The following is a 22,102-nucleotide window of genomic DNA, read 5'->3' as shown; positions in this document are numbered from 1 at the left end:
CGGACCGTTATGCGGTCACTCGCGTCGCGCCAGTCTCACAGGTGTCCTGTCAGCCGCACGTGAAGCGACCGTGCCGAGGCGTCCGTGAGGGACGCGATCTGGTCGACGATCACCCGTTTGCGGGCCCGGTCGTCGGGGGCCCGGTCGAACAGCGCGCGGAACTGCGGATCCAGTCCGTCCGGGGCACGGGCAGTGAGCGCCTCGGCCAGTTCGGCGACGACCACCCGCTGGTCGGCGCGGAGCCGGGCCTGTTCGGCGCGCTGCATGACGTACCGGTCGGCGACCGCCTTCAGCACCGCGCACTCCATGCGGGTCTCGCGCGGTACGACCAGTTCGGCGCCGTATCTGGTGAGCCGGCCGCCGCCGTACGCCTCCCTCGTCGCGCCCTCGGCGGCCAGGCAGAAGCGGCCGATGAGCTGGCTGGTGGCGTCCTTGAGGCGGGCCTGGGCGACGGCCGTGCCGTCGTAGCCGTGCGGCCACCACTCCTCGTCCAGGAGCCGGTCGAGGGCGGCGGCGAGTTCGGCCGGGTCGGTGTCGGCGGGGACGTACCGGCCGATGGCGACCTCGAACACCGCCTGCCGTTCCGGCTCCGCGTGCAGGCAGTTGGGGTCGATGTGACCGGCGTGCAGGCCGTCCTCGACGTCGTGCACCGAGTACGCCACGTCGTCCGACCAGTCCATGACCTGGGCCTCGAAGCAGATCCGGGTGCCGGGGGCCTCCTTGCGGGCCCAGTCGAACACCGGGCGGTCGTCCTCGTACACGCCGAACTTCGCGGAGGCCGGGTCGGTGGGGTGGGCGCCGCGTGGCCAGGGGTACTTGGTGGCGGCGTCGAGGGCGGCGCGGGTGAGGTTGAGGCCGACGGAGCCCTCGGGGGTGAAGCGTTTGGGCTCGATGCGGGTGAGGAGGCGCAGGGACTGGGCGTTGCCCTCGAAGCCGCCGCAGTCCTCGGCGAATTCGTTGAGGGCCTGTTCGCCGTTGTGGCCGAAGGGCGGGTGGCCGAGGTCGTGCGAGAGGCAGGCGGCTTCGACGAGGTCGGGGTCGCAGCCGAGGGCCGCGCCGAGTTCGCGGCCGACCTGGGCGCATTCGAGGGAGTGGGTGAGGCGGGTGCGGGGGCTGGGGTCCCAGGCCGCGCCGGTCCCTCCGGGGGTGACCACCTGGGTTTTGCCGGCGAGCCTTCTCAGGGCGGCGGAGTGCAGGATGCGGGCTCGGTCGCGTTGGAAGGCTGTGCGGCCGGGGCGTTTGTCGGGCTCGGCGGCCCAGCGTTCGACTGACGTCGGGTCGTAGCCGGGGGGTGGGATGTGGTTCTCGTGGGGGTGGGGTGCGGTGCCTTCCATGACTCGACAGTAAGGGGAGGGGTGGGGATCGCGTATGCGTCTGCCTGGTCATGTTGTGTGGCGGGTGCGGGTTCGGTGTGGCTGGTCGCGCCCACGCGGCGGAGCCGCATATCGATACAGCCCCGCGCCCCTGGGTGGGTCAGGCCGACGCCAGTTCCAGGTGTTCCGTCGGGCTTGTCGACCTCGCCTCCTCGTAGCGCGTCAGGATCAGGCGGGCCATCAGGGGGTGGGCGCCCAGGGGGGCCGCTGCTGTGCCCGGTGCTGCCTCTGCGCACTCCGTGGCGAATCGTCCCGGGGCCGTGAAGTACGAGGCCACGGCTGTGGTGTCGCGGCCCTCGGCCCGCAGGGCGCGTACCGCCTCCGGGACCGTCGGTGTGGCGGCCGAGGCGTAGGCCGGGAGGACCGGGACGCCCAGGCGGTCGGCGAGGAGGGTGGCCGTGTGGCCGGTGTCGACGGCCGCGTCGGGGTCGCGGGAGCCGGCCGCAGCCAGGATCACGCCGGTCGAGCGGCGGTCGGACTCGGTGGTGGGCCTGCGCCAGCCGGACTCGACCAGCCGGGTGTACAGGGTCTCCACCAGGAGAGGGTGCGGGCCGAGCGGGGCGGCCACGCGGGTGCGGGCCCGGGACGCGGCGGCCATCTCGGGGATGTCCTGCTTGATGTGGTAGCCGCGGCTGAGCAGGAGCGGTACGAGGATCGCCTCGTCGTCGCCGAGGGCGGCGAGGGTGTCGGGCAGCAGGGGCTCGTTCAGCTCGATGTGGCCGAGGTGCACGCGCAGGCCGGGGCGCAGCTCGCGGATCCGGTCGAGGAGGGTGTGGACCGTGGCGAGGGTGCGCGGGTCGCGGCTGCCATGGGCCACCAGGACCAGCGCCGGGGAGCCGGGGCGGTGGTCGGACTGTCCGTGAAGCGGGAGCAACGCCGTCATGAACCGATCGTTGCGCTACGACGTTGCCGACCCGTTGCGCGGGCGTCACGGGTGTTTTCATCGTGTTCACCGTGCGGTGCCGGGGGTGTGTGAGGTGGAGTGACCTGGGGTTTCGGTGGCCGACGTGATGGCGGTCACGCAACCCGGGGGCCTTGCGGGGCGTCTCTTTGTGTCGAACCGATGTGTCACCGACGTGTCGGAGCCGATCGGGAGGGCGTCTTGAAGATCCGCCGACCGCGTCTGCCGCGCACCCGGACCGGGCAGCGGCGGCTGGTGCAGGCGCTGCTCGCGGGGTGCGTGCTCGCGCTGCTGCCGTCGACGTGGATGCACGTCAGCACGGACGACCGGTTGCACACGACCGCCGACGCGCCCCGTACCGACGTCGCGGTGGTCTTCGGTGCGGGTCTGTGGAACGGCGAGCCGTCGCCGTACCTCGCCCACCGCCTCGACGCGGCGGCCGAGCTGTATCGCGCGGGGCGGGTGAAGGTGGTGCTGGTCACCGGTGACAACAGTCGCGAGGACTACGACGAGCCGGACGCCATGCGGTCCTATCTCACCCGGCACGGCGTCCCGGACGCCCGGATCGTCAGTGACTACGCGGGCTTCGACACCTGGGACTCCTGTGTGCGGGCCCGGAAGATCTTCGGTGTCGACGAGGCCGTGCTGATCAGCCAGGGCTTCCACATCCGGCGCGCGGTCGCGCTGTGCGAGGCGGCGGGGGTCACGTCGTACGGCGTCGGGGTGGCCGAGCGGCACGACGCGACCTGGTACTACGGGGGTGTGCGGGAGATCCTCGCGGCGGGGAAGGGTGCGCTGGACGTCGTCCTCAAGCCGGATCCGCGGTTCCTCGGGCCTCGGGAGCCGGGTGTGGAGCGGGCGCTGGCGGCGGGCGGGGAGAGGTGACGGAACCGATGATCCGGGACGGGTGCCTCACGGTGGCCCGGGCCGGGCGGGGAGATCACCGTCGCGTCCGTGTAACAAAGAGCCGTCCCGGTACGTAACACGGCCGACGCACGCTGAAGTGCATGGAAACCTCCGCGACGCCCACGCACTGCCCGTACTGCGCCCTGCAGTGCGGGATGAATCTCACGCCCGCCCCGGACGGGACGGTCGAGGTGACCGAGCGCGCGGACTTCCCCGTGAACCGGGGCGCGCTGTGCGGCAAGGGCCGTACGGCGCCGGCGGTCCTGGCATCGGGCGTCCGCCTGACCTCGCCGCTGGTGCGCGAGGGGGGCGCCCTGGTGCCCGCGACCTGGGACGAGGCCCTGGACCGGATCGCCGAGGGGCTGTCCTCGATCCGGTCGGCGCACGGGCCCGACGCGCTGGGCGTGTTCGGCGGGGGCGGGCTGACGAACGAGAAGGCGTACACGCTCGGCAAGTTCGCGCGGGTCGTGCTGGGCACCTCGCAGATCGACTACAACGGGCGGTTCTGCATGTCGTCCGCCGCGGCGGCCGGGATCAAGGCCTTCGGGCTGGACCGGGGGCTGCCCTTCCCGCTGGAGGACATCCCGAAGACGGGGTGCGTGATCCTGGTCGGGTCGAACCTCGCGGAGACCATGCCGCCCGCGCTGCGGTATCTGACCGAGCTGAAGGACAACGGTGGCACGCTGATCGTCATCGACCCGCGCCGCACCAGGACCGCCGAGCAGGCCGACCTGCACCTCGCGCCCCGGCCGGGGACCGACCTCGCGCTCGCGCTGGGGCTGCTGCATCTGGTCGTCGCCGAGGGGCGCGCCGACGAGGAGTACATCCGGGAGCGGACGACCGGCTGGGAGGACGCGCGCGCCGCGGCGATGGCGCACTGGCCGGAGTACGTGGAGCGGATCACCGGCGTGTCCGTGCCCCAGCTTCGGGAAGCGGTACGGCTGTTCTGTGAGCCGGAGACCGCGATGGTGCTCACCGCGCGCGGGCCGGAGCAGCAGTCCAAGGGTACGGACACGGTGGGCGCGTGGATCAACCTGTGCCTGGCGACGGGACGGGCGGGGCGCCCCTTGTCGGGGTACGGCTGTCTGACCGGGCAGGGCAACGGGCAGGGCGGGCGCGAACACGGTCAGAAGGCCGACCAGTTGCCCGGCTACCGCAAGCTGACCGACCCGGCGGCGCGGCGGCATGTGGCCGAGGTGTGGGGCGTCGACCCGGACAGCCTGCCGGGGCCCGGGCGCAGCGCGTACGAGCTGCTGGACGCGCTGGGTACGGACATCAAGTCGCTGCTGCTGATGGGCTCCAACCCGGTGGTGTCGGCGCCGCGTGCCGCGCACGTGGAGGAGCGCATCAAGTCCCTCGACTTCCTGGCCGTGTGCGATGTGGTGCTGTCGGAGACGGCGGCGCTCGCGGACGTCGTGCTGCCGGTGACGCAGTGGGCGGAGGAGACCGGCACGACGACCAACCTGGAGGGCCGGGTGCTGCTGCGGCGGCAGGCGATCACCCCGCCGGAGGGCGTCCGCAGTGACCTGGAGGTCATGCACGAACTGGCCGCCCGGCTCGGCGTGGAGAAGGGCTTCCCGACCGACCCCGAGGAGGTCTTCGAGGAACTGCGCCGGGCGAGCGCGGGCGGGCCCGCCGACTATTCCGGGATCACCTATCGTCGACTGGCGGAGGAGAACGGGGTGTTCTGGCCGTGCCCGGCGCCGGTGGAGGAGCCGGGGGGCGCGGCAGACGCGGACCTCGAAGCCGCCGACGGCCACGCGGAGGCGGTCTCGGGAGCCGCCAACGGCTCCCCGAGCGCGGGCACTGACGACGCCGAGGGCGCCGCACTCGACGTGCCCCGCCCGCACAACCCGGCCCAGGACGACGGCGCCCCCGGCGTTCACCCCGGCACTCCCCGCCTCTTCCTCGACCGTTTCGCCACCGATGACGGTCGTGCCCGCTTCGTACCCGTCTCGCATCGGGCCGTCGCCGAGGAGCCCGACACCGAGTACCCGGTGCTGCTGACCACCGGCCGGGTCGTGGCCCAGTACCAGTCCGGCGCGCAGACCCGCCGCGTCGACGAGCTGAACGCCGCCGCGCCCGGTCCCTTCGTGGAGCTGCACCCGCGGCTGGCGGAGCGGCTCGGCGCGGCCGAGGGCGATCCGGTGGCCGTCGTGTCCCGGCGGGGCCGTGCCGTGGCACCGGCGCGGATCACCACGTCCATCCGCCCGGACACCGTCTTCATGCCGTTCCACTGGCCGGGCGAGGGCCGCGCCAACACCCTCACCAACCCGGCGCTCGACCCGACCTCCCGGATGCCGGAGTTCAAGGCGTGTGCGGTGCGGGTGGAAGCCGTGGAGGCGTAAGCACCGCCGGACTCATCCCCGCGCCCGCCAGTCCCCGCCCTCGATGCGCTTGCCCCGCGCCCGCAGCCGGGCGGCGACGGCGGGCGCGGCCACGTACACCCACGCCCGCAGCGTCGTTCCGTCGGCGTCCCGGACGACCTCGCGGCTGACGCGCTCGTAGAGGTTGCGGGCGTTTCCGGGGGCGTACTCCTCCAACCGGTCGAGGGCGGTGAGGAGTTCGTCGTAGGCCTCCGGCAACGGCGTGATCAGGTCGCCGGTCACCACTCCGCCGGGTTCCTCCACCGCGTACGGATAGCCGGGGCCGTCGTAGAGCACGGCCCCGGTGAGCCGCCCGCGTTCCTCGGCCCGTGTACGGCCGCGCAGGAACGCGTCGTGGTTGGGCTCGCCGGGGCGGAGCGTGCCGTAGACGAAGAACGGGAGGGGGAGGGTCACAGAAACGATTCTCACCCCTCACACACCCTCACCAACCCTCTATGGACATGACATGTCATGATCGCGTAAACCTCGGTGAACATCCGCGCCATCCCCCACTCAGGCGCCTTCCCGAGGAGACCGATGAGTCGAATACGGCACGCGCGAGCTTCCCGTCTCGCCGTCACCGCCGCAACCGCCGCCCTGCTGGCCGCCGCCCTCTCCCCCACCACCGCCGGCGCGGCCGACCGGCCCACCCGGGCCCAGGCGATCGAGAACGCGGCCATGGCACTCGCGCAACAGGCCGACGCCCTGGGCCTCACCGCCGCCCAGGACACCGAGGTCCGGGACGTGATCGTCGACCAGGACGGCACCCAGCACGTCCGCTACGACCGCACTTACCGCCAACTCCCCGTGCTCGGCGGCGACTTCGTCGTCCACCTGGCGCCGGACGGCACCTACCGGGGCGCCGACCGGGCGACCCGCGGCACTCTCTCCCTGCCGACCGTCACGCCTCTGCTGTCCGCCCCGAAGGCCGCCGACCGCGCAGCGGGCGCCCTGCGCGCCACACACCTCGGCGAGGCGCTGAAGCGGCTGACGGCCAAGCCGGAGCTGGTCGTCGACGCCCTGCACGGCACCCCGAAGCTGGCCTGGCGGACCAACGCCATGGCGCTGGACGCGCAGGGCAACCCGGTCGCCCGCACGGTACTGACCGACGCCCGCACCGGCGCCCAGATCGACGCCTGGGACACGCTGCACTCGGCGTCGGGTGACGGGCGGTCGCTGTACGGCGGGACGGTGCCGTTGGAGACGACGGCGACGGGATCGTCGTACCAGCTGAAGGACCCGACGCGCGGCGGCACGTACACCGGGGACGCCGCGAACCGGTCCGACCTGTGTTTCCTCGGCACCGTCTGTGTCGTGCGCGCGCCCTCGACCGTCTTCACGGACGCGGACAACCACTGGGGCGACGGCACGACGACGGACCGGGCGTCGGCGGCGGTGGACGCGCAGTACGGGTCCGACGTCACCTGGGACTACTTCCGCGACGCCCACGGGCGCAACGGCATCGCGGGCGACGGCAAGGGCTCGTACAGCCGCGTGCACTACGGCACCCGGTACAACAACGCCTTCTGGGACGACACCTGCTTCTGCATGACGTACGGCGACGGTGACGGCACGAACCTCGGGCCGCTGGTGTCCCTCGACGTCACCGGCCACGAGATGGCCCACGGCGTGACCTCCAAGACGGCCGCGCTGACGTACTCCGGCGAGTCCGGCGGGCTGAACGAGGCCACGTCCGACATCTTCGGCACGCTGGTGGAGTTCCACGCGGGCAACGCCTCCGACAAGGGCGACTGGCTGATCGGCGAGAAGATCGTCCGGGCGGGCTTCGGACAGGACGCGCTGCGGTACATGGACCGCCCGTCGCGCGACGGGCTCTCGGCCGACTGCTGGAGCGCCACCGCGGGCACCCTGGACGTCCACTACTCCTCCGGCATCGGCAACCACTTCGCGTACCTGCTGGCCGAGGGCAGCGGCAGGAAGACCATCAACGGCGTGACCCACGACTCCCCCACCTGCGACGGCTCGACGGTGACGGGGATCGGCCGGGACAAGCTCGGCGCGATCTGGTACCGGGCGCTGACCGTGTACATGACGTCCTCGACGGATTACGCGGGCGCGCGGACCGCGACGCTGAACGCGGCGCGGGATCTGTACGGCGAGGGCAGCGCGGAGTACGCGGCCGTGGGGGCGGCCTGGAGTGCGGTGAACGTGGGCTGAGCCGGGTTCCGTCCGCGGGTGCGGCCGGTCGTCCGCCAGGCGCCTCGACGGCGTCTGCGAGGCGGCCGGCCTCGCTTGTGCGGTCACCCGTTCACACCTTCGCCGTGCGCCCTTCGGATTCTTTTGCCCGCGGCGCCCCTCGTGCGGCCGTGACCTGCGGAAACACGGGTCGAGGGCGAGGGGGCGCAGCGCCTCGGGGTGCCCGTTCACCCCGAATCTGACGACCCTTCAGGGAGCGGGCTCGTCGTCGTGCGCTTTACCTCGAAGTGCAGGGACGCGACCGACGGCGGCACATGGGGGTGTCGCGGGCCGTGGCCTGCCGGAGAGCTCGTGAGGAGCATCGATGCGACGTACCGCCCGTCTGCTGATCGGTCCCGGTCTCGCCGTCGCCACCGCCGGGTCGCTCGCCGTGCCGGTGTACGGCGCGGACGGCGGACGCCTGGAGGTGTTCCCGTCCACCGCGCTGCCGGGCGGCGACGTGACCGTGAACACCGCCGCCTGCGGGGACAGCGGTACGGCGGAGGGTGACGCCACCGCGGTGGGGGCCGGGCGCTTCACGCTCGCACCCAGCGCGCACGAGGGGGACGTGATCGGGCGGTTCCGGGTCCCGCCGAGCGCGCAGCCGGGGACGTACGAGATCGTCGCGAAGTGCTCCGGCGGCGGCCCGCAGGTGCACGGCGACCTGGTGGTGGTCCTGGAGTCGGCACGGGGCTATGTGCACCCCAGAGGAAGTGTGAATACGGGGGTCGGCGGCGCTCTGGGCTCCGACCCCGTGAAGACCGCGGCCGGCGTGGCGGCTCTCGCCGTCGCCGCCGCGGGCGGTACCTGGCTCCTGCATCGCCGGGCGAGAGGCGACGGGATCTGACGGACACCCTCCGCTGTCCGTCCGCCGGTACCGCACGTCCCCGCCCCCTCCGGGTCCGACGCCCCTCGCGGCCCGGAGGGGGTATGGGTCGAGCGGTCGTGGCTGGGAGGCTGACATGGGCAGGTTCGGCACCACGGGTGATGCCGCGATAGCCGGCGTCACCGTCATCGCTCTGTGCACCGGCGTGTGGCTGCTGACCAGCGGCCCTGACGCGCCCGCCCCGCCGCAGCCGTCGGCCGCCGAAGCACAGGTCGGACTGGGCCTGCGGCAGTCGGTGGCGCCCGGGCTGCCGCCGTCCCCGCCGGACCGCATCCGCATCCCCGCGATCGGTGTGAACGCACCCCTGGTGGGCCTCGGCCTGACCCGCACCGGCAGCCTCGACGTGCCGCCCGCCGAGCAGAAGAACCTCGCCGGCTGGTACGAGGCCGGCACCACCCCCGGAGAGACCGGCACCGCCATCGTCGCCGGACACGTCGACAACGCCGACGGCCCCGCCGTCTTCTACCACCTCGGCGCCCTGAAAAGGGGCAGCACCATCGAGGTGGACCGGCGGGACGGCAGCGTGGCCCGGTTCCAGGTGGACGCGATCGAGTTGTACGACGCCAAGAACTTCCCCGACAAGAAGGTCTACGGCGCGGCGGCCCGGCCCGAGCTGCGGGTGATCACCTGCGGCGGCGGTTACTCGCGCAGCACCGGCTACCAGGGGAACGTCGTCGTGTTCGCCCACCTGACGGGGAGCGCATGACCCACCTGACGGGGAGCGCATGACTCACCTGACGGGGAGCGCATGACCCGCTGCCGCTCCTCCTCACAGCACCCCCCACCCCCACCCCCGCAACCCTCACACTCACCCCCCACCCCCGCTGAGGGCAGCGTTCCCCGCGGGAAACAGATGCGATGCGGTCGGGTAACACCCAGCCCGCACGCTGCGATGCATGACCTCGAATTCGCGTGTGGTGGTGATCGGCGCCGGCCTCGCGGGCGTACGGCTCGCCCGGCGGCTCGGTGAGCTCGGCACGCCCGCGCTGATCGTCGGCGAGGAGGAGCACCGCCCGTACAACCGGGTCCTGCTCGCCGAGGTGCTGGCCGGCCGCTACAACCCGGACGTGATCTCCCTGCCGGGCCTCACGGCCCCGGCGGAGCTGGTCCGCGCCCGGGTGACCGGGATCGACCGGACCGGGCGGACCGTGGCTTGCGCGGACGGCTCGGAGATCGCATACGACACGCTGGTCCTGGCCACCGGCTCCAACCCGGTGCTGCCGCCCCTGCGCGGCCTGTTCACTCCCGACCATGTGCTGCCCGAGGGCGTCCACGCCTTCCGCACCATGGACGACTGCCTGGGCCTGTCCAAGGCGGTACGCCCCGGTGTGCGCGCCGTCGTCATCGGCGGCGGGCTCCTCGGGGTCTCCGCCGCCCGCGCGCTCGCCGTGCGCGGGGCGCAGGTCGTGCTCGCCCAGCAGTCCGAGCGGCTCATGGAACGCCAGCTCGACCCGGCCGCGTCCAAGCTGGTCAAGCGGCACCTGATCGACCTCGGCGTCGAGGTGCACACCGAGTGCCGGGTGCGGGACGTACGGGTCGTCGGCGGCGCGGTCCGCTCGGTGGAGATGGCCGACGGATACGCCCTCGACGCCGACCTCGTCGTCCTGGCCTGCGGCGTCCGCCCCCGCGCAAAGCTCGCCGAGGCGGCCGGGCTCGCGGTGCACAAGGGCATCCTCGTCGACGACCAGCTGCGCACCTCCGACCCGCACATATACGCGATCGGCGACTGCGCCCAGCACGACGGCAACCTGTACGGCCTCGCCACTCCCGCGCTCGACCAGGCCGACACCCTCGCCGAGCTGCTGGCCGGCAGCACCACCGCCCGCTACACCGGCACCCGCGCCCTCACCCGCCTCACCCTCGCCGGTCAGGCCCCCTTCGACCTCGCCGCGTTCGGCGAGACGGAACCCCGCCCCGGCGACGACGTCGTGCAGCTCGCCGACGCCACCCGGGGCACGTACCGCAAGGTCGTCGTCCGCGACGACCGCCTGGTCGGCGGGGTCCTCGTCGGCGAACTAGGCACCGTCGGCGCGCTCGCCCGCGCCTGGGAGGGAGCAGAGCCGCTCCCCGACGACGGCCCCCTGCTCCACCTGCTCACCAATGATGGAGGCTCCTGATGACCGCCAACCCGGGGGGCACCCCCACGATCGTGCTCGTCGGCCACGGCATGGTCGGCCAGCGCTTCCTCGAAGCGCTCGCCGAGCGCGGCCTGACCGCCACGCACCGCGTGGTCGTGCTGTGCGAGGAGCCGCGTCCGGCGTACGACCGCGTGGCGCTCACCTCGTACTTCTCGGGCAAGACGCCCGAGGACCTGTCGATGACCGACATGGAGTTCATCAAGGACCACGGCATCGAGCTGTACGTCGGTGACCCGGCGGTCGCCGTCGACCGCGAGGCCCGGCAGGTCACCGCCGAGTCCGGCCAGGTCTTCGCGTACGACATCCTCGTCCTCGCCACCGGCTCGTACCCGTTCGTGCCGCCGGTCCCGAACAAGGACGCCACCGGCTGCTTCGTCTACCGCACGATCGAGGACCTGCTCGCGATCGAGGAGTACGCCAAGTCGAAGGCCACGACCGGTGCCGTGGTCGGCGGTGGCCTGCTGGGCCTGGAGGCCGCCGGTGCGCTGAAGGGCCTGGGCGTCGAGACGCACATCGTGGAGTTCGCGCCGCGTCTGATGCCGGTGCAGGTCGACGAGGGTGGCGGCGCGGCGCTGCTGCGCACCATCGAGGACATGGGTCTGAGCGTCCACACGGGCGTGGGCACGCAGGAGATCGTGACGGACTCCGACGGTGCCGTGACCGGTATGAAGCTGTCCGACGGCTCCGAACTCGCCACCGACATGGTGGTCTTCTCCGCCGGTGTCCGGCCCCGCGACCAGCTGGCCCGGGACTGCGGTCTGACAGTCGGCGAGCGCGGCGGCATCACCGTCGACGAGCAGTGCCGTACGGTCACCGACCCGCACGTGTTCGCGATCGGCGAGTGCGCGCAGGCGGCGGACGGCCGGGTGTACGGCCTGGTCGCCCCCGGCTACGAGCAGGCCGAGACGGCGGCGGCGACGATCGCGGCCGACGAGGCGTCCTTCCTCGGCGCCGACCTGTCCACCAAGCTCAAGCTGCTCGGCGTCGACGTGGCGTCCTTCGGCGACGCGCACGGCACCGCCGAGGACTGCCTGGACGTCGTCTACTCCGACTCCCGCAGCGGCCTGTACAAGAAGCTGGTCATCGGCCGCGACGGCACGCTGCTCGGCGGCATCCTGGTCGGCGACGCGGAGGCGTACGGCACGCTGAAGGCCTTCACCGGTTCCGTCCCGCCGGTCTCGCCCGAGTCGCTGGTGCTGCCCGCCGGCGCCGGGGAGTCCGCCCAGCTCGGCCCGACCGCGCTGCCGGACGACGCGATCATCTGCTCCTGCAACAACGTCCGCAAGGGCACGATCCGCGAGGCGGTCACCGACCACAAGTGCACCACGGTGCCCGAGGTGAAGAAGTGCACCAAGGCCGGTACGACGTGCGGCAGTTGCGTCAAGGTGCTCGGCCAGCTGGTCACCGCCGAGCTGGAGGCGAGCGGCGTCGAGGTCGACAAGGGCCTGTGCGGCTGCTTCGGGCAGACCCGCGAGGAGCTGTACGAGATCGTCCTGGCCCTGCGCATCACCTCGTTCCAGGACCTTCTGGACCGCTACGGCCGTGAGGGCGCCCGGGGCGGCGAGGGCTGCGAAGTCTGCAAGCCGGCGGTCGCCTCGATCATCGCCTCCCTCGCCCCGACGATCGGCGCGAACGGCTACGTCCTGGACGGCGAGCAGGCGTCCCTGCAGGACACCAACGACCACTTCCTGGCCAACCTCCAGAAGAACGGCTCGTACTCCGTCGTCCCCCGTATCCCCGGCGGTGAGATCGCCCCGGAGAAACTGATCGTGATCGGCGAGATCGCCCGCGACTTCGGCCTCTACACGAAGATCACCGGCGGTCAGCGGATCGACATGTTCGGCGCCCGCGTCGAACAACTGCCGCTGATCTGGGCGCGCCTGGTCGACGCGGGCTTCGAGTCCGGTCACGCGTACGGCAAGTCCCTGCGCACCGTGAAGTCCTGCGTGGGCCAGACCTGGTGCCGGTACGGCGTGCAGGACTCGGTCCGTATGGCGATCGACCTGGAGCTGCGCTACCGGGGCCTGCGCTCCCCGCACAAGCTCAAGTCGGCGGTCTCCGGCTGCGCCCGCGAGTGCGCGGAGGCCCAGTCGAAGGACTTCGGCGTGATCGCCACGTCGAACGGCTGGAACCTGTACGTCGCCGGCAACGGCGGCGCCACCCCCCGCCACGCGGACCTGCTGGCGCAGGACCTGTCGGACGCCGAACTGATCCGCCTGATCGACCGCTTCCTGATGTTCTACATCCGCACCGCGGACCGCCTGGAGCGCACGTCGACCTGGCTGGAGCGCATCCCCGGCGGCCTGGACCACGTACGGGACGTGGTCGTGCACGACTCGCTCGGCATCTGCGAGGAGCTGGAGCGGCTGATGGCCGCCCACGTCGCGCACTACCGCGACGAGTGGTCGGAAACGATCAACGACCCCGAGAAACTGGCCCGCTTCGTCTCCTTCGTGAACGCGCCCGACACTCCCGACCCGGTCGTCGGCTTCGTCCCCGAACGCGACCAGATCAAGCCCGACCTGCCGCTGCTGTCGATCGGCATGCGACCCGCCGATGACACGGCAGACGTCCTGGAAGGATCCGCCCAGCGATGACCCTGGCACCCGAGACGACCGACCTGAAGGTCCAACTGCGGCTGGCCGACGACTGGTTCACGGTCTGCGAGCTGCACCTGCTGCTCCCCGGCCGCGGCGTGGCGGCCCTGCTGCCGGACGGCAACCAGGTGGCCGTCTTCCGCGACCGCAAGGGCCGGCTGTACGCCATCGACAACCGCGACCCCTTCACCGGCGCCGCGGTCCTCTCCCGGGGCCTCATCGGCACCCACCAGGACCGCCCGTTCGTCGCCTCCCCCCTGCTCAAGCAGCGCTTCGACCTGCTGTCCGGCCAGTGCCTGGACGACGAGTCGGTGCGGGTGACGACGTACGAGGTACGGGCGACCTGAGCGGCCTCGGCCAGGTACGACGTGCGAAGTCCGGTGCCGCGGGGGCACCGGACTTCGCACGTTCGCGTCAACGGGGCGTCGGGCTGGGTGAGTCGTCGGCGAGCGGTGGACGCGTGTCCAGGTAGAACCATTCGGCGGTCGGGCCGGGGGCGGGGTGGGGGTCGTTCGGGTCCGGCACCTTCACATCCGGTGTCTCCGGCACCTTCACATCCGGTGTCTTCGCCCCCGCCCCCGTCAGATCCGGCATCAGCAGCTCCACCCGCAGCCCGGCGCCCCGCTGCTGCGCCACGAACTCGTCGATCTGCGTGCGGCAGGCGTGGTCGAGGTGGGTGACGCCGAGCAGGTCCAGCCTGATGCGCGGCTTGCCCGCCGCGACGGCCTGCTCCAGCGCCTCGATCAGGCGCGGCAGCCGCAGGAAGGTGGCGTTGCCCGCCATGACGACCCGGGCGGTGTCGTCGTCGATGTGCTGCCGTACGACCGCCTGGGACATCCGCAGCGCGGCCAGCACCACCCCGGCCGCGAGACCGATGAGGACACCCTCCAGCAGCGCGGTGGCCGTGATGACGAGGGTGGTGAGCGCCATGACGGCGAACTCTCCCCGGTCCTGCCGCCACATCTTGGGGAACTCCTCCGGCGCGAACAGCTTCCAGCCGCTGTGCACCAGCACCCCGGCGAGCACCGAGATCGGGATCAGCGCGAGAACCTGGGGCAGCAGCAGCGCGAAGGCGAGCAGCCACAGGCCGTGCAGGGTGCGGGAGATGCGGGTCCTGGCCCCCGCCTGGACGTTCGCCGAGCTGCGGGCGACGACCGCCGTGACGGGGAGCGCGCCGAGGACACCGGCCACCGTGTTACCCGCGCCCTGGGCGATGAGCTCGGTGTTGTAGCGGGTGCGCGGGCCGGTGTGCATACGGTCCACGGCCGCCGCGGTGAACAGGCTCTCCGCCGAGGCGATCACCGTGAAGGTGAGGATCGCGGTGATGATCCCGGCGTCGGCGAGGCCCGCCAACTGCTCCGGCCCCGGCATGTCCACGGCGTCCGCGAGGTTGCCGACCTGGAGCGTCTTCACGTCCACGCCGGGCAGCGCGGCGACCGCGATGCCGATGCCCACGGCGACGAGTGCGGCCGGGATCCTCTTCACCGGGCCCGGCGCCTTCTTCCAGACGAAGCTGAGCACGATGGTGACGACGCCGAGGCCCGCCGCGATCATCGCCTGGGGGTCGGCCGCGACATCGGCGAGCAGCCCGGGCACACCGGCGATGTTCTCGAACGGCGTGCCGGGTGCCTTGGCGTCGGACATCGGATACAGCTGGCTGAACATCAGCGGCAGCCCGATGCCCGCGAGCATGCCCTGGACGACGGCGAGGGAGATCGCCTGGAACATCCGGCCCAGCTTGACCAGTCCCAGCACGATCTGCAGGACGCCGGAGAAGAGGACGATCACACCGAGCATGGCGACGCCGTGTTCGAGCACGGTCTCCGCGACCAGGGCGGCGAGCCCGGCGGCGGGCCCGCTGACCTGGAGGGTGCTGCCCCGGACCGCCCCGACCACCAGCCCGCCCACGACCCCGGAGATGATCCCCAGCTCGGCGGGCACGCCCGAGGCGACCGCGACGCCGATGCACAAGGGCAGGGCGACCAGGAAGACGACGAGGGAGGCGGTGATCTCGGTACCGAGGTCGACTTTGCCGGTCGTACTCGATCGGGCCTTACGAGGTCCCGCAGCGCGCCGTGCGTGCGCCCCGCTCATGACCCGTGCACCCGGAACCGGCCGTCCTCGTCGAGTTCGTGGACCGTGCCGGTGGCGATCTCGTAGTACCAGCCGTGCAGCCGCAGTCGCCCGGCCTCGATCAGCCGCCGGGCGACCGGATACCCGCGCAGGGCGGCGAGCTGGTTGCGCACGTTGAGCTGCACGACCTCGCGCAGCGCGGGGTCCCCGCCCGCTCCGGCTTCCCCGAGCACCGGCTGCAGCCCCGGCCGCGCGTGGTCGAGCCAGGCGTCCACCCGGGGCAGCCCGGACAGGTCGGCGCCGTGTGTGATCGCGCTCATGGCCCCGCAGTGGGAATGGCCACACACCACCACGTCCTGAACGCCGAGCACTTCGAGCGCGTACTCGATGGTGGCGGCCTCGCCGGAGGCTGCCCCGTGCTCGTCGTGCGGTGGCACGATGTTGCCCGCATTTCGCAGCTCGAATATCTCGCCGGGCCGTGCGCCGGTGATCAGTGCGGGAATCACCCGGGAGTCCGAGCAGGCAATGAACAGGGCCTCGGGAAATTGCCCGACGACCAGTTTCCGGTATTCGTCGCTCTCGAAGTCGACCCGTCGCTTGAACGACCGGGCGCGGTCCAGCAACGCCTTCATCCTGCCTCCTTGGCATGGGTTCCGACCTGGAGCTGCGACCGTAGGGGCACGATGTACAGAGAAAGGTTAGGCGAACACCAAGTCCCCGAATACAAGCGGTTTCTGAGGGCCATTTCACAACGGCCGGAATCACCAATCCCGGCTGCGCATTCTCTTGTAGCGTGTCGACCGATTTCATCCAGCCTTTTCATCGAGAGACAGGACGCCATGGGCGTACGAGTGCTGCTCATCGAGGACGACGAGACGATCGCCGAACCGCTCGCCGACGGACTGCGGCACTTCGGTCTGACGGTCCACCGTGTCGCCACCGGCGCCGAGGGGCTGGCGGGGCCGTACGGTGACGTCGTCCTGCTGGACCTGGGCCTGCCCGACATGGACGGCATCGACGTCTGCCGCGGCATCCGCCGATCCTCCGACGTGCCCGTCATCATCCTCAGCGCACGGGGCGAGGAGGCCGACCGGGTGCTGGGCCTGGAGCTGGGCGCCGACGACTATGTGGCGAAGCCGTTCAGCGTACGGGAGTTGGTGGCCCGCATCCGGGCGGTGCACCGGCGTCACACCCAGCGGCCGGACGACCAGGAACCGTCGCACGACGTCGGCCCGCTGGTCGTGGACCGGCGTACCCGGCAGGTGTGGGTCGGCGAGGAGCCGGTCACGCTGACGCCGAAGGAGTTCGAACTGCTGGCGCTGCTCTCCGAGGACGCCGGGGCGGTGTACTCACGGCAGCAGATCCTCAACCGGGTCTGGGACGAGCACTACGACGGCCCGACCAAGACCCTGGACGTGCATGTGGCCACCCTGCGCCGCAAACTCGGCCACCCGGCGTGGATCCAGACCCTGCGGGGCGTCGGCTTCCGGCTCGCCGTGAGCCCTGCCGACGGTTCCTCATGACCCGCCGCCTGCTGCTGAGTTACCTGAGCCTCGCCGCCCTCGTCCTGTTGGGCCTGGAGATCCCGCTCGGGTTCGTCTACTCGCGCGCCGAGCGGGAGCGGATCGTCAACTCCGCGAACAACGAGGCCGACGCGGTGGCGGCGTTCGCCGAGCTGTCGGTGGCCGCCGGGCGCGGGGACGAACTCGTGGCGCGGGCCGAGCACTGCGCCGAGCGCATCGGCGGGCAGGTGGTGGTGCTGGACGCGGACGGCACCGTACTCGCGGCCTCGCCCGCACTGTCCGCCGAGCAGCAACGCACCCTGGCCGCCCGCCCCGAGGTCGCGGCGGCCCTGCACGGCCGCCCCACGACATCCGTACGCGCGTCCACGACCGGCGGCGTGCGCTACCTGTCGGTCGCGGCTCCCGTCGGACACCGCACTCGGGCACAGGGCGCCGTACGGATCACCCTGCCGACGGACGCGGTGCACGACCGCGTCAACCGGGTGTGGCTGCTGCTGGCCCTCGCAGGGCTCGCGGTCCTCACCGGGGTCGTGGCGGTGGCGTTCGCGTTCGCACGCTGGGCCGGACGCCCCATCCGCCGCCTCGAAGAGGCCGCGCACCGCCTGGCCGACGGCAACCCGCCCACCTGCGTACCGATCACCTCGGGCCCACCGGAGGTACGCAGCCTGGCGGCCGCCTTCAACCGCACCGCGGCCCGCCTCGAACACCTCCTGGCCTCCCAGCGCGCCTTCGCAGGCGAGGCCTCCCATCAGCTGAAGACCCCACTGGCCGCCCTCCGCCTGCGTCTGGAGAACCTCGAACCAGCCGTGGCCCGCCGCGCCCGCCCCGGCCTCGCCGCCGCCGTCACCGAGACCGACCGGCTGGCCCGCATGGTCGAGGGCCTGCTGGCGATGGCCCGCCTGGAGGAGGACGCGACCCTGCCCGGCCCCGTCGACGTGGGCGAGGTGTGCGCGGAACGCCACCGCGCCTGGCAGCCGCTGTTCGCCCGTGAGGACGTCTCGCTGATCCTCTTCGCCGGCAGCGTCGGCCCGGTCCTCGCCCTCCCCGGAGCCGTCGAACAGATCCTGGACAACCTCCTCTCCAACGCCCTGCGGGCCTCCCCCGCCGACAGCACGGTCACGATGGAGCTACGGCTGGTGGTCCCGTCCCGCCGCCCCCTGCGCGACAGCCGCCCCTGCTGGGTCGACCTCCACGTCACCGACGAGGGCCCCGGCATGACGGCGGAGCAGCGCGCCCGCGCCTTCGACCGCTTCTGGCGCGCGCCCGGCGCACCCAAGGGGGGCACGGGCCTCGGTCTGTCCCTGGTACAGCGCCTGGCCCACGCGGGCGGCGGCGAGGTGACCCTGCGCCCGGCGGCGACCGGCGGCTTGGACGCGGTGGTCCGCTTTCCGTCTGCCGAGCCCCTGCGATCCGTACCTGGCCCCGTCGGCGGGGATCCTCGGGCGGGCCGACCAGCTCCACAACCGCCGATCTCGACCAGCTCCACCGCGTAGGGTGAACCCCCGTCGGCGATCTCGCCCGGGTCGAGCGCCCATGTCCATGTTCCGGGAGCCTTGGATGGTCTTCGGTATCCCCATCTTGTGCGTCTTCGCCTGGATGGCCTGGTCAGTCCTTCGGATGAGCCACTTGCCCCCCTGGCGTCAGTGGCTGCCCGCAGCACTGCTTACGGCTGCCGCGTCTTCATGGTTTCTCCTCGCGGCTTCTGGTGCCCCCGAGTTGTGGGTGTACCTGCCCCTCTGCCTCGCACTGGCATCGTGGGCCGTGAGCTTGCGAGAACGCCGCGCGGCAGGCAGGCAAGGACGCGTCGGGGAACCCAGTTGAGGCCGGTCCTTGAGGCTGGTCTTTGAGGCTGGTCTTTGAGGCTGGTCTTTGAGGACGGTCAGTCGCAGCAGTCGCACCCCGGGCGGCAGCCGCAGGCGTGTGTCTCCTGCCGGTGAGCGGGGGCCGCTGCCGCTGGGGCCGCGCAGCAGCCCTTGCCCTGCCAGGCGTCGCGGCCTTCCTTGACCGCGATGGCGGCGATGAACAGGGCGGCGATCGGGTCGGCCCAGGACCAGCCGAGGGTGGCGTTGAGGACAAGGCCGACCAGGAGCACGGCGGACAGGTAGGTGCACAGCAGGGTCTGCTTGGAGTCGGCGACTGCGGAGGCTGAGCCGAGTTCGCGGCCCGCGCGGCGCTGGGCCGCGGACAGGAACGGCATGACCGCGAGGGAGAGGGCGGCGATGACGATGCCGGGGACGGAGCGTTCCGCCGTACCGGTGCCGGTCAGTGCGCGGACGGCGTCGAAGGTGACGTAGGTCGCGAGCGCGAAGAACGAGACAGCGATGATCCGCAAGGTGCGTTGCTCGCGGGCTTCGCGCGCGGCGTGGTCGCGGGCGGAGAACTGCCAGGCCACGGCTGCGGCGGAGCAGACCTCGATGACGGAGTCGAGTCCGAAGCCGATCAGGGCGGTGGAGGAGGCGAGGGTGCCGGCGGTGAGGGCGACGATCGCCTCGATGGCGTTGTAGGCGATGGTCGCGGCGACGAGCAGGCGTATCCGCCGGGTGAGCGCGTCCCGGCGGGCCGGGGAGGGGCCGAGGGAGATCGGCATCCCGGCGGTCATGAGCAGCAGCCCTCTTCGTCGGCGTCGGCACAGGTGCGGTCGGCCTCGACGGCCACCACGGCGTTGCGCAGGTCGTCGAGTGCGTGGCCGAGGCGTTCGTCGGCCAGCTCATAGCGGGTGCGGCGGCCGTCGGGCACGGTGACGACCAGACCACAGTCGCGCAGGCACGCCAGGTGATTGGACAGCCGGGTACGGGAGACGCCGAGGGTGTCGGCGAGGTCCGCCGGATAGGCGGGGGCTTCGCGCAGGGCGAGCAGGATGCGGCAGCGGATCGGGTCGGCGAGCGCACGGCCGAACCGGGCCAGCACCTCGATGTCGGAGGCAACAGTCAGCACAGGATGACAGTACACGGCATCCTGAATTCAGAGAACCCTGGATTGTCATGGGCGGTGAGGTCCAGCGCGTCCAAGCAGCGTTCCATCGCCTCAGCCAGCGCCTGGAGCTCCGCGAGCTCCAGACGGACGACGCCGACGCCGTGTTCGCCATCTACGGCAGTGAGGCAGCGGCGAAGGCGACGCCGCGGTCCGAGTACGCGCTCGCCGCCGTCGACCGACCGCCAGGCGGCCAAGCCGGCCTGGATCGCCGCCACCGATCCCCGCCTGCACCGTGCCTATCTACTCAAGGAAGCCCTGCAGAGTGTGTTTCACCACGCTGACCACCGGCATGTCCAACGGGCTGGTCGAATCGACAGACACCAAGACCCGCCTGATCATCCGAGCCTGAATTCGCACGCCTGCCTGATGGGGGATCACCTAGGGTATGCGGCATGACGCTGCAACTTGTTCAGGTGAACTTCAAGGCCCGGGACGACTCGGCGCTCGGCCAGTTCTGGGCGGAGGCACTCGGCTGGGGAGTTTCCAGCGAAGGGCCCGGCGTCACCAACCTGGAACCCGTGGGCTTCGACTGGCCGGACCCGTCCGCCGTCTGCATCGATCTCGTCCGCGTCCCGGACCCGGAGACGGTGAAGTACCGCGTGCACATCGAGCTCGCCACCACCTCCGACGCCCATCAGGCGGAGTTGGTCGCACGTCTGAAGGAGCGCGGGGCGACGCCCGCCGATGTGGGCCGGGGCGACGTGCCGTGGACGGTGATGGCCGACCCGGAGGGCAACGTGTTCAACGTCCTGGAGCCCCGGGAGCTCTACCGGGACACCGGGCCGATAGCCGCCGTGGTCGTCGATTGCGCCGACCCACGGGCCATGGTCCGGTTCTGGGGCGAGGCGATCGACTGGACCGTCCACGAGCTGACCGACGACCGCGCTCTGCTGCGCTCCGTCAAGGGCGTCGGGCCGTACCTGGAGTTCCGCCGCGCGCCCGACGACGAGATCGTATGGAACCGCCTCCATCTCGACGTGATGTCCGATCCCGTCGAGGATCAGGCGAGGGAGGTCGCCCGGCTCGAAGGCCTCGGCGCGGTACGGACCGACGTTGGTCAGGGTGACGTCTCCTGGGTCGTCCTGGCCGACCCGGAGGGCAACGAGTTCTGCGTCCTGGGCCGGGGCTGACGCGGAACTCCGTCCGCTCCCTCATGGCGGTGCGGCAGTGCCCGGCGCCGAGCCCCGCCCTCCCCGGCCGCCCACGTAGGCTGAATCCCGCCCGGGATGGACAGGAGGCTGAGGTGGCCGAGACGACGCTGGCCGAGGTGATGGCCGAGCTGGCCGGTCTGGAGGACCCGAAGGCGCGCGCGGTGAACGAGAAACACGGTGACGATCACGGTGTGAACCTCGGCAAGCTGCGCGCGCTCGCGAAGCGGCTGAAGACGCAGCAGGACCTCGCACGCCGGCTCTGGGAGACAAAGGACACCGCGGCGAGACTGCTGGCGATCCTGATCTGCCGCCCGAAGGCGTTCGAGTGTGACGAGTTGGACGGCATGGTGCGCGAGGCGCGCACACCCAAGGTGCACGACTGGCTCGTGAACTACGTGGTGAAGAAGAGCCCGCACGCCGAAGAACTGCGCGTGGCCTGGTCCGCCGACCCGGATCCGGTGGTCGCGAGTGCCGGCTGGGCGCTGACCACCGAACGCGTGGCGAAGAAGCCCGACGGCCTCGATCTCGCAGGGCTGCTGGACGTCATCGAGGCGGAGATGAAAGACGCCCCGGATCGCCTGCAGTGGGCGATGAACCACTGCCTGGCTCAGATCGGGATCGAGCACGCCGAGCACCGCGCCCGAGCCATCGGCATCGGTGAGCGCCTGGAGGTGCTCAAGGACTACCCGACCTCCCCGGGCTGTACGTCTCCGTTCGCGCCCATCTGGATCACCGAGATGGTGCGCCGACAGCACGACTGGACGGCGGCTTGACGAGTTGTGGAAGCTGTTACCCGCGAGGGACGGTGCTATTCCGACGCCTGTTCCGGTCGTACCGGCCAGATCAGCGCCTGGGCGACGATGACGTTCTCGCCGTTGAAGGTGACAGAAGGGCCTGCGTGCAGTTCGTAGCCAAGGCCGATCGCCTCGCTCACGCGCCGGCAGAACGAGGCGTCGTCCGGGCCGGTCAGGACTCGGTAGATGGGCAATCCGTCCGGTGGTGTGCTCATGGAAGAAAGG

The 22,102-nt window shown here is 71.8% G+C and carries 21 protein-coding genes and 1 pseudogene; 13 read left to right on the top strand and 9 right to left on the bottom strand.

The genetic code is table 11. From position 1 onward, the window contains the following. Positions 1–35: 35 nt before the first annotated feature. Together HJD23_RS28865 and HJD23_RS28860 are read right to left on the bottom strand one after the other, a co-directional pair. Entirely contained in the window at positions 36–1,334 is a 1,299-nt protein-coding gene (locus HJD23_RS28865) for a deoxyguanosinetriphosphate triphosphohydrolase (protein ID WP_171112254.1), read from the bottom strand. 139 nt (positions 1,335–1,473) lie between these two features. Beyond that, positions 1,474–2,256, bottom strand: a complete 783-nt coding sequence (locus tag HJD23_RS28860; protein WP_171112255.1) for a sirohydrochlorin chelatase — start codon at positions 2,254–2,256, stop codon at positions 1,474–1,476. Between the two features lie 219 nt (positions 2,257–2,475). On the opposite strand from HJD23_RS28860, the gene HJD23_RS28855 reads away from it, so the two are divergent. Both HJD23_RS28855 and HJD23_RS28850 read left to right on the top strand, forming a co-directional pair. Beyond that, complete coding sequence (locus tag HJD23_RS28855; protein ID WP_232108175.1) at positions 2,476–3,159, top strand: ElyC/SanA/YdcF family protein; 684 nt, start codon at positions 2,476–2,478, stop codon at positions 3,157–3,159. Positions 3,160–3,281: 122 nt separating this feature from the next. Next, positions 3,282–5,528 carry a molybdopterin oxidoreductase family protein gene (locus tag HJD23_RS28850; RefSeq protein WP_171112257.1) on the top strand — a complete coding sequence of 749 codons (2,247 nt, stop codon included), beginning with the start codon at positions 3,282–3,284 and terminating at the stop codon, positions 5,526–5,528. A gap of 12 nt (positions 5,529–5,540) precedes the next feature. Here HJD23_RS28850 and HJD23_RS28845 read toward each other — a convergent pair whose 3' ends face one another. Further along, positions 5,541–5,969 (bottom strand): gamma-glutamylcyclotransferase family protein, encoded by a 429-nt coding sequence (locus HJD23_RS28845; protein WP_171118554.1) that lies wholly within the window; start codon positions 5,967–5,969, stop codon positions 5,541–5,543. Positions 5,970–6,083: 114 nt separating this feature from the next. Between HJD23_RS28845 and HJD23_RS28840 the strand changes: the two genes are divergently transcribed. The 6 genes from HJD23_RS28840 (at position 6,084) to nirD (ending at position 13,710) form a co-directional block, all read left to right on the top strand. Continuing rightward, positions 6,084–7,724, top strand: coding sequence for a M4 family metallopeptidase (locus HJD23_RS28840; protein WP_171112258.1), 1,641 nt, complete (start codon positions 6,084–6,086; stop codon positions 7,722–7,724). A gap of 343 nt (positions 7,725–8,067) precedes the next feature. Continuing rightward, positions 8,068–8,589: a hypothetical protein gene (locus HJD23_RS28835; RefSeq protein ID WP_171112259.1), complete on the top strand. Its 522-nt coding sequence runs from the start codon at positions 8,068–8,070 to the stop codon at positions 8,587–8,589. A 115-nt stretch (positions 8,590–8,704) separates the two neighbouring features. Beyond that, positions 8,705–9,334, top strand: coding sequence for a class F sortase (locus HJD23_RS28830; protein ID WP_171112260.1), 630 nt, complete (start codon positions 8,705–8,707; stop codon positions 9,332–9,334). A 190-nt stretch (positions 9,335–9,524) separates the two neighbouring features. Next, a complete protein-coding gene (locus HJD23_RS28825; RefSeq protein WP_171112261.1) occupies positions 9,525–10,745 on the top strand; it encodes an FAD-dependent oxidoreductase in 1,221 nt (406 codons plus the stop codon). Continuing rightward, on the top strand, positions 10,745–13,363 hold the full coding sequence (nirB, locus tag HJD23_RS28820) for a nitrite reductase large subunit NirB (RefSeq protein WP_171112262.1): 2,619 nt from the start codon (positions 10,745–10,747) through the stop codon (positions 13,361–13,363). Before HJD23_RS28825 ends, nirB begins: the two co-directional genes overlap by 1 nt. Next, on the top strand, positions 13,360–13,710 hold the full coding sequence (nirD, locus tag HJD23_RS28815; RefSeq protein ID WP_171112263.1) for a nitrite reductase small subunit NirD: 351 nt from the start codon (positions 13,360–13,362) through the stop codon (positions 13,708–13,710). Before nirB ends, nirD begins: the two co-directional genes overlap by 4 nt. 67 nt (positions 13,711–13,777) lie before the next feature. On the opposite strand, the gene HJD23_RS28810 is transcribed toward nirD, so the two are convergent. After that, on the bottom strand, positions 13,778–15,457 hold the full coding sequence (locus HJD23_RS28810) for a SulP family inorganic anion transporter (protein ID WP_171112264.1): 1,680 nt from the start codon (positions 15,455–15,457) through the stop codon (positions 13,778–13,780). After that, positions 15,454–16,068: a carbonic anhydrase gene (locus tag HJD23_RS28805; RefSeq protein ID WP_171112265.1), complete on the bottom strand. Its 615-nt coding sequence runs from the start codon at positions 16,066–16,068 to the stop codon at positions 15,454–15,456. Before HJD23_RS28805 ends, HJD23_RS28810 begins: the two co-directional genes overlap by 4 nt. A gap of 207 nt (positions 16,069–16,275) precedes the next feature. Between HJD23_RS28805 and HJD23_RS28800 the strand changes: the two genes are divergently transcribed. Then, positions 16,276–16,959 carry a response regulator transcription factor gene (locus HJD23_RS28800; protein WP_171112266.1) on the top strand — a complete coding sequence of 228 codons (684 nt, stop codon included), beginning with the start codon at positions 16,276–16,278 and terminating at the stop codon, positions 16,957–16,959. Continuing rightward, entirely contained in the window at positions 16,956–18,452 is a 1,497-nt protein-coding gene (locus HJD23_RS28795; RefSeq protein ID WP_171112267.1) for an ATP-binding protein, read from the top strand. The genes HJD23_RS28800 and HJD23_RS28795 overlap by 4 nt, the downstream gene beginning before the upstream one ends. 386 nt (positions 18,453–18,838) lie before the next feature. Here the strand turns inward: HJD23_RS28795 and HJD23_RS28790 are convergent, their stop codons facing one another. The 3 genes from HJD23_RS28790 to HJD23_RS28780 are packed head-to-tail and all read right to left on the bottom strand — an operon-like array spanning position 18,839 to position 20,147. After that, the gene (locus HJD23_RS28790; RefSeq protein ID WP_171112268.1) at positions 18,839–19,558 is read right to left on the bottom strand and encodes a cation transporter; all 720 of its coding nucleotides are present in this window, start codon (positions 19,556–19,558) and stop codon (positions 18,839–18,841) included. Continuing rightward, positions 19,555–19,893, bottom strand: coding sequence for a metalloregulator ArsR/SmtB family transcription factor (locus HJD23_RS28785; RefSeq protein WP_171112269.1), 339 nt, complete (start codon positions 19,891–19,893; stop codon positions 19,555–19,557). The genes HJD23_RS28790 and HJD23_RS28785 overlap by 4 nt, the downstream gene beginning before the upstream one ends. Beyond that, the gene (locus HJD23_RS28780; RefSeq protein WP_171111890.1) at positions 19,887–20,147 is read right to left on the bottom strand and encodes a hypothetical protein; all 261 of its coding nucleotides are present in this window, start codon (positions 20,145–20,147) and stop codon (positions 19,887–19,889) included. The genes HJD23_RS28785 and HJD23_RS28780 overlap by 7 nt, the downstream gene beginning before the upstream one ends. Here HJD23_RS28780 and HJD23_RS28775 point away from each other — a divergent pair. The 3 genes and pseudogenes from HJD23_RS28775 to HJD23_RS28765 all read left to right on the top strand — a co-directional run. After that, a pseudogene (locus tag HJD23_RS28775) lies at positions 20,092–20,275 on the top strand (ISL3 family transposase); the annotation flags it as partial. The gene HJD23_RS28780 and the pseudogene HJD23_RS28775 sit on opposite strands and share 56 nt — an antisense overlap. 49 nt (positions 20,276–20,324) lie before the next feature. After that, the gene (locus HJD23_RS28770) at positions 20,325–21,062 is read left to right on the top strand and encodes a VOC family protein (RefSeq protein ID WP_171112271.1); all 738 of its coding nucleotides are present in this window, start codon (positions 20,325–20,327) and stop codon (positions 21,060–21,062) included. A gap of 140 nt (positions 21,063–21,202) precedes the next feature. Next, positions 21,203–21,856 (top strand): DNA alkylation repair protein, encoded by a 654-nt coding sequence (locus tag HJD23_RS28765; protein WP_171118556.1) that lies wholly within the window; start codon positions 21,203–21,205, stop codon positions 21,854–21,856. A 35-nt stretch (positions 21,857–21,891) separates the two neighbouring features. On the opposite strand, the gene HJD23_RS28760 is transcribed toward HJD23_RS28765, so the two are convergent. Beyond that, entirely contained in the window at positions 21,892–22,092 is a 201-nt protein-coding gene (locus HJD23_RS28760; protein WP_171112272.1) for a DUF1737 domain-containing protein, read from the bottom strand. Positions 22,093–22,102 lie beyond the last annotated feature (10 nt).

It is taken from the genome of Streptomyces sp. Z423-1, assembly GCF_013009255.1.
Classification (GTDB): Bacteria; Actinomycetota; Actinomycetes; order Streptomycetales; family Streptomycetaceae; genus Streptomyces; species Streptomyces gossypiisoli.
This window is presented reverse-complemented; position numbering and strand designations above follow the sequence as displayed.

Bases quoted from the DNA above. Each gene is read 5' to 3' on its own strand.
- HJD23_RS28760 (WP_171112272.1), bottom strand. From the start codon at position 22,092: ATGAGCACACCACCGGACGGATTGCCCATCTACCGAGTCCTGACCGGC.
- HJD23_RS28865 (WP_171112254.1), bottom strand. From the start codon at position 1,334: ATGGAAGGCACCGCACCCCACCCCCACGAGAACCACATCCCACCCCCC.
- HJD23_RS28840 (WP_171112258.1), top strand. From the start codon at position 6,084: ATGAGTCGAATACGGCACGCGCGAGCTTCCCGTCTCGCCGTCACCGCC.
- HJD23_RS28765 (WP_171118556.1), top strand. From the start codon at position 21,203: ATGGCCGAGCTGGCCGGTCTGGAGGACCCGAAGGCGCGCGCGGTGAAC.
- HJD23_RS28810 (WP_171112264.1), bottom strand. From the start codon at position 15,457: ATGAGCGGGGCGCACGCACGGCGCGCTGCGGGACCTCGTAAGGCCCGA.
- HJD23_RS28805 (WP_171112265.1), bottom strand. From the start codon at position 16,068: ATGAAGGCGTTGCTGGACCGCGCCCGGTCGTTCAAGCGACGGGTCGAC.
- nirB (WP_171112262.1), top strand. From the start codon at position 10,745: ATGACCGCCAACCCGGGGGGCACCCCCACGATCGTGCTCGTCGGCCAC.
- HJD23_RS28800 (WP_171112266.1), top strand. From the start codon at position 16,276: ATGGGCGTACGAGTGCTGCTCATCGAGGACGACGAGACGATCGCCGAA.
- HJD23_RS28830 (WP_171112260.1), top strand. From the start codon at position 8,705: ATGGGCAGGTTCGGCACCACGGGTGATGCCGCGATAGCCGGCGTCACC.
- HJD23_RS28835 (WP_171112259.1), top strand. From the start codon at position 8,068: ATGCGACGTACCGCCCGTCTGCTGATCGGTCCCGGTCTCGCCGTCGCC.
- HJD23_RS28770 (WP_171112271.1), top strand. From the start codon at position 20,325: ATGACGCTGCAACTTGTTCAGGTGAACTTCAAGGCCCGGGACGACTCG.
- HJD23_RS28795 (WP_171112267.1), top strand. From the start codon at position 16,956: ATGACCCGCCGCCTGCTGCTGAGTTACCTGAGCCTCGCCGCCCTCGTC.
- HJD23_RS28790 (WP_171112268.1), bottom strand. From the start codon at position 19,558: ATGACCGCCGGGATGCCGATCTCCCTCGGCCCCTCCCCGGCCCGCCGG.
- HJD23_RS28860 (WP_171112255.1), bottom strand. From the start codon at position 2,256: ATGACGGCGTTGCTCCCGCTTCACGGACAGTCCGACCACCGCCCCGGC.
- nirD (WP_171112263.1), top strand. From the start codon at position 13,360: ATGACCCTGGCACCCGAGACGACCGACCTGAAGGTCCAACTGCGGCTG.
- HJD23_RS28825 (WP_171112261.1), top strand. From the start codon at position 9,525: ATGACCTCGAATTCGCGTGTGGTGGTGATCGGCGCCGGCCTCGCGGGC.
- HJD23_RS28850 (WP_171112257.1), top strand. From the start codon at position 3,282: ATGGAAACCTCCGCGACGCCCACGCACTGCCCGTACTGCGCCCTGCAG.